Annotated in this window: 6 protein-coding genes; 4 read left to right on the top strand and 2 right to left on the bottom strand. The window is 74.1% G+C overall.

Translation table 11 applies throughout. The annotated features are described in order from the left end of the window. Nucleotides 1-705 (top strand): prenyltransferase/squalene oxidase repeat-containing protein (locus ABZ749_RS27255; protein WP_357232819.1); only part of this gene is annotated, 705 nt, incomplete at its 5' end. A 196-nt stretch (nt 706-901) separates the two neighbouring features. On the opposite strand, the gene ABZ749_RS27260 is transcribed toward ABZ749_RS27255, so the two are convergent. Both ABZ749_RS27260 and proB read right to left on the bottom strand, forming a co-directional pair. Beyond that, on the bottom strand, nt 902-2,143 hold the full coding sequence (locus tag ABZ749_RS27260) for a glutamate-5-semialdehyde dehydrogenase (RefSeq protein WP_355005703.1): 1,242 nt from the start codon (nt 2,141-2,143) through the stop codon (nt 902-904). Between the two features lie 25 nt (nt 2,144-2,168). Continuing rightward, nucleotides 2,169-3,326 (bottom strand): glutamate 5-kinase, encoded by a 1,158-nt coding sequence (proB, locus tag ABZ749_RS27265; protein WP_357232822.1) that lies wholly within the window; start codon nt 3,324-3,326, stop codon nt 2,169-2,171. 13 nt (nt 3,327-3,339) lie between these two features. Between proB and ABZ749_RS27270 the strand changes: the two genes are divergently transcribed. The 3 genes from ABZ749_RS27270 to ABZ749_RS27280 all read left to right on the top strand — a co-directional run. After that, on the top strand, nt 3,340-3,654 hold the full coding sequence (locus tag ABZ749_RS27270; RefSeq protein ID WP_357232824.1) for an MGMT family protein: 315 nt from the start codon (nt 3,340-3,342) through the stop codon (nt 3,652-3,654). A 32-nt stretch (nt 3,655-3,686) separates the two neighbouring features. Beyond that, complete coding sequence (locus ABZ749_RS27275; protein ID WP_357232826.1) at nt 3,687-5,087, top strand: MFS transporter; 1,401 nt, start codon at nt 3,687-3,689, stop codon at nt 5,085-5,087. Further along, nucleotides 5,084-6,024: aminotransferase class V-fold PLP-dependent enzyme (locus tag ABZ749_RS27280; RefSeq protein WP_357232828.1), on the top strand; the 941-nt coding region annotated here is incomplete at its 3' end. The genes ABZ749_RS27275 and ABZ749_RS27280, both read left to right, overlap by 4 nt.

Raw genomic sequence — 6,024 nt, forward strand, 5'->3', positions numbered from 1 at the left:
CCGGTGAGCGTGAACCGGGTGACCGCGGCCGGTACGGCCCACGCCTCGATCGACGCCACCTGCTTCCGGCTCGTCGAGCTGGACGACCTGGGGGCGCTCGGCCGTCCCGCCGCCCGCCGCGCCCTGGACTGGCTGGCGTCCCGGCAGCAGGCCGACGGCGGTTGGGAAGAGGACGCGTCGCTGGCCGACTCGGCACCGGAGTGGGCCCGTCCCGGAGACCCGGAGGCCGGGTTCCTCGTGTCGGCCAACGCCGGCTTCTGGCTCACCGTCGCCGGGCTGGACGCCCGGGCGTCGGGTCCGCTCGACCATCGGGTCGGCGGGGCGTACGCCGGGGTGGTGCAGGCGGCGGCCCACTCGCTCGCCGCGCGGCTGCGCCCGGACGGTAGCTGGCCGTCGTACCTCGCGGCGGGCTGGCTGAGCGCGGCCGTGCTGCACCGGCAGGAGATGTTCCAGGAGTCCGCCCGGATCCAGGTGGCGCTCGCCGAACGGATGCCGAAGATGTCCCCCGGGGACGTGGCGTGGCTGGCGGCCACGTTGCGCCGCGCCGGCGTCGACCCACAGGACTGGATCATGGTGCGGGCGCTGCGCCGGCTGACCGAGACCCAGCGCAGCGACGGCGGCTGGGAGAGCGACGACGGCCACCAGTTCGACGTGCACGTCACGCTGGCCGCGATCCGGGCGGCCCGCCCCGCGCCGCCCGGCTGAGCCGCCCGCCCCGCCCCGCCCCCGCCCCGCCCCGCCCCCGCCCTGCCCCCGCCCTGCCCCCGGCGATCTTGCAGTTTCTGTCGCGGATATGCAAATAAATGCCCCTTATGCCGGGGCAGAAACTGCAAGATCGCGGGCGCGGGGCGCGGGGCGCGGGGCGCGGGGCGCGGGGCGCGGGGCGCGGGGCGCGGGGGCGTTAGCGCACGTGACCGTCGCCGGTTACGACGTACTTGGTGCTGGTCAGCTCGGGCAGGCCCATCGGGCCGCGAGCGTGCAGCTTCTGGGTGGAGATGCCGATCTCCGCACCGAAGCCGAACTCGCCGCCGTCGGTGAACCGGGTCGACGCGTTCACCATCACCGCCGCCGCGTCCACCCGCGCGACGAAGTCACGGGCCGCGCTCGCCGAGTCGGTGACGATCGCCTCGGTGTGGCCGGTGCCGAAGCGGCGGATGTGCGCGACCGCCGCGTCCAGCGAGTCGACCACGGCCACCGAGATGTCGGCGGACAGGTACTCGGTGGCGTAGTCCTCCTCGGTCGCCGGGACCACTGCGGCGGAGTGGGCGGCCACCTCGGGTGAGCCGTGCACTGTCACCCCCGCCTCGGCGAACGCGGCCAGCACCAGCGGCAGGAACGCGTCGGCGATGCCCGCGTGCACCAGCAGCGACTCGGCCGTGTTGCAGGTGGACAGGCGTTGCGTCTTGGCGTTCAGCGTCACCGCGACGGCCTTCGCCAGGTCGGCGGCGGCGTCGACGTAGACGTGGCAGTTGCCCACCCCGGTCTCGATCACCGGCACTGTCGACTCCTCGACCACTGTGCGGATCAGCGACGCGCCACCCCGCGGGATGAGCACGTCGACGAGACCCCGGGCGCGCATCAGCTCCTTGACCGAGTCACGGGAGCTGGCGTCGAGCAACTGCACCGCGTCGGCGGGCAGACCGGCCCCGGCGACGGCGTCACGCAGCACCGCGACCAGTGCGGCGTTCGAGTGCGCTGCCGACGACGACCCGCGCAGCAGCGCCGCGTTGCCGGACTTGAGGCAGATCCCGGCGGCGTCCACCGTCACGTTGGGCCGCGCCTCGTAGATGATGCCGACCACCCCGAACGGCACCCGGATCTGGCGCAGCTCCAGGCCGTTGGGCAGGGTGGACCCGCGGACCACCTCGCCGACCGGGTCGGGCAACGCGGCCATCTCACGCAGCGCGTCGGCGATCCCGGCGACCCGGCCCGCGTCGAGCGCGAGCCGGTCCAGCACTGCCGCGCTCAGCCCGGCCTCGCGGCCGGCCGCGAGGTCCGTCTCGTTCGCGCTCAGGATCTCCGGGGTACGCGCCACGAGCGCGTCGGCCATCGCCACCAGCGCGGCGTCCTTGACGGTACGGGTGGCAGTGGCCAGGTCGGCGGCGGCGTCCCGCGCCCGCTTCGCCTGCTCGACGACGCTCATCGACTACTCCTCAGCTGGCAGTGGCTTACAGCAGCACCAGGTCGTCGCGGTGGACGACCTCTCGTTCGTACGCCGGGCCGAGCGCCGCGGCGAGTTCGGACGTGGAGCGGCCGAGCAGCCCGGGTAGCTCCACCGCGTCGTAGTTGACCAGCCCTCGGGCGACCGACGCGCCGGCGGTGTCCACCAGGTCCACCGGGTCGCCGGCGGTGAATGTGCCGTCCACGGCGGTGATGCCGGCCGGGAGCAGCGACTTGCGCCGCCCGACGACGGCGGCGACCGCGCCCGGGTCGAGGTGCAGCCGGCCCCGGGGTGAGGTGGCGTGGGCCAGCCAGAACAACCGGGCCGTCGGACGTCGCCGCTGCGGGTGGAAGAGCGTGCCGACCGGTTCGCCGGCCAGCGCCGGCGTGGCCAGGTCGGCGGCCGTGAGCACCACCGGGATGCCGAAGCCGGTGGCGATCCGCGCGGCCTCGACCTTGGTCACCATGCCACCGGTGCCGACGCCGGACCGGCCGGCCCCGCCGATGGTGATGCCGGCGAGGTCCGTGTCGTCGCGCACCTCGGCGATCCGGGTCGAGCGCGGGTTGGTGGGGTCACCGGTCCAGAGCGCGTCCACGTCGGAGAGGAGCACCAGCAGGTCGGCGTGCACCAGCGCGGCCACCAGGGCGGCCAGCCGGTCGTTGTCGCCGAAGCGGATCTCCTGGGTGGCCACCGTGTCGTTCTCGTTGACGATCGGCACCGCTCGCAGGTCGAGCAGCTTGCGCAGCGTCCGGTACGCGTTGCGGTAGTGCGCTCGCCGGGTCACGTCGTCGACGGTGAGCAGCACCTGCCCGACGGTGCGGCCGTGCCGGGCGAAGCTGGCCGCGTACCGGCCGATCAGCAGCCCCTGCCCGACGCTGGCGGCGGCCTGCTGGGTGGCCAGGTCGCGCGGGCGTCGGGACAGCCCGAGCGGGGCGAGCCCGGCGGCGATGGCGCCGGAGGAGACCAGCACCACCTCTCGCCCCTCGGCGGTGAGTCGACCGAGGGTGTCGACCAGCGTGTCGACGCGCTCGTCGGCCAGCCCGCCGGTGGCGGTGGTCAACGAGGAGGATCCGATCTTGACGACGACCCGCCGGGCCGTCGTGACTGCGTCGCGCACCCGACCATTCTGCGTGGTCACCGCCGCACCGCCCGGCGGCGTTCCCATATGGTGGCGGATTGTGACTCCAGACGAGTACGTCGAGGCGGTTCTCGACCTGGTCGAGCGGATCCCGGAGGGCCGGGTCATGTCGTACGGCGCGGTGGCCGACGCGCTGTCCGAGCGCTCGGGCCGCGCCTCGGCCCGGTTGGTCGGCACCATCATGGCCCGGCACGGGGGCTCGGTGCCCTGGCATCGGGTGGTGACCGCGAGTGGTCGACTGCCGCCGGGGCACGAGCGGGAGGCGCGGTCCCGACTGCGGGCCGAGGGGGTGCCGCTGCGCGGCGAGGGTGTGGACATCGCGGCGGCGGGCTGGTCGCCCGATGAGGGGATGTGACCCCCGACTCAACGTGAGTAATGTTCGGCCCCATGAAAACGCCGCCGGGCCCCGGCTCGCTGCCTCGACGGGTGCACGCCGGCTACGCGCTCGGCTCCCTGGCGACCGGAGCGTTCGGCACCGTGCCCGGTCTGCTGCTGCTGCCGTACCTGACCGACACGCTGGGCGTGGCCGCCGGGCTGGCCGCGCTGCTGGTGCTGTTGCCCAAGGCCTGGGACGTGCTGGTCAACCCGGTCGCCGGGCGGATCTCCGACCGCACCCGGTCGCGGTGGGGCGCCCGCCGGCCGTACCTGCTCGTCGCCGGCCTCGCGCTCGCCGTCCTGTTCGCGTCGATCTTCGCCGCGCCGTTCGGTAACGGCTCGGGCGCTGCGGCGTACGTGGCGTTCGCCTTCCTCGCCACCGCCACCGCGTTCGCCTTCTTCCAGGTGCCCTACGTGGCGATGCCGGCGGAGCTGACCGGCGACTACGCCGAGCGAACCCGGTTGATGACCTGGCGGATCGCGGTGCTGGCGCTGGCCATCCTGGTCTCCGGCGCGGTCGCGCCGCTGGTGGTCAGCGCCGGTGGTGACGGCGTGGCCGGGCACCGCTGGATGGGCCTGTTCGTGGCGGTGCTGATCGCCCTCGGCGCCCTCGGCGCGTTCCTGGGCACCCGGTCCGCGCCGACCGGCACCGTGGGCGAAAGCGAGCCGACGCTGCGCGCCCAACTCGCCGTGGCCGGCGCCAACCGTCCGTTCCGGGCACTGCTGATCTGCTTCGTGGTGCAGTCCGCCGGGGTGGCGACGATCCTGGCCGGGGTCAACTACTTCGCGGGGCAGATCCTGCGCGACGAGGAGAGCGGGCCGACACTGCTCTTCGTCTGCTTCGTCGGGCCGGCGCTGCTGGTGATGCCGGTCTGGAGCCGGATCGGTGCCCGGCTGGGCAAGCGCACCGCCCTGGTGGTCGCCTCGCTGATCCTTGCCGTCGGGGCCTTCGCCCTGGTCGCCGCGCCGGTGCTGCCGGCGGTCGCCGTCTATCTCCTGGTCGCGCTGATCGGCGTGGGGTACGCCGGACAGCAGGTCTTCGCATTGGCGATGTTGCCGGACTGCATCGCGCACGAGACGGCGCGCACCGGCCGACGGCAGGCGGGCGTCTTCACCGGGCTGTGGACCGCCGGGGAGACCTTCGGCCTGGCGCTCGGCCCGGGCATCTACGGACTGGTGCTCCAGCTCTCCGGCTACGTGTCCTCCGACACCGGCTCGGCGGCGGCCCAGTCCGACACGGCGAGGCTGGGCGTCCTCCTCGGCTTCACGCTGATCCCGGCGCTGCTGATCGCCCCGCCGATCCTCCTGCTCCGCCAGTACACCCTCACCGCCCACAGCGACCTGGTCGATCATGGAGTTGTGCTGGGGGACGACAGCGTTGACCGCCACGAGAAGGGCACCGTTACCCCATGATCGACGAGAGCAGGGTTGAGGCCGGAGCACTGTCCGCCACCGGGGTTGCGGCGGAAGAGGTTCTGGAAGAGGTGCGCAAGCTGCGGGCGGGTGACGCGCCCACCCACGGGGGACGGCTGTTCGCCTACGTCTACGACCCGGCGGTCCCGGGGCTGGACGAGCTGGCCGCCGCCGCCCACCGGGAGAGCGCGCACGTCAACGGGTTGGACCCGACCGCGTTCCCGTCCCTGCTGGCCATGGAGAACGCGCTTGTCGGCGCCGCCGGCCGGGTGCTGGGCGCCGGCCCCGGCACCACCGCCCCGGACGTCGTCGGCAGCGTCACCAGCGGCGGCACCGAGTCACTGATCCTCGCCGTCAAGACCGCCCGGGACGCCCACCCGGAGATCGCCGAACCCCGGATCGTGGTGCCGTCGAGCGCACACGCGGCATTCGCCAAGGCGGCGCACTACCTGCGGGTGGCGCTGGACGTCGTGCCCGTCTCCCCGGAGACGCTGCGTCCCGACCCGGCCGCGATGGCCGCCGCGATCCGCCCGGGGACGGTGCTGGTCGCCTGCTCCGCGCCGTCGTACGCGCACGGCGTGGTGGACCCGGTCACGCAGATCGCGGCCGCCGCGGCCGAGGCCGGGGTGCGCTGCCACGTGGACGCCTGTTTCGGCGGCTGGACCCTGCCGTACCTGCGTCGGCTCGGGGAGCCGGTGCCGCCGTTCGACTTCGCGGTGCCCGGGGTCACCTCCATCTCGGTCGACCTGCACAAGTACGCGTACGCGCCGAAGGGGGTGTCGGTGCTGCTGCACCGCGACGCCACGCTGCGCGCCCCGCAGTACTTCGCGTACGCCGACTGGCCCGGCTACACCATGATCAATCCGGTGATCGCGTCCACCCGCTCGGGCGGCCCGATCGCCGCCGCGTACGCCACGTTGCGGCACCTGGGCGACGA

Origin of the sequence: Micromonospora sp. NPDC047753, from assembly GCF_040642735.1 — a bacterium.
Taxonomy (GTDB): domain Bacteria; phylum Actinomycetota; class Actinomycetes; order Mycobacteriales; family Micromonosporaceae; genus Micromonospora.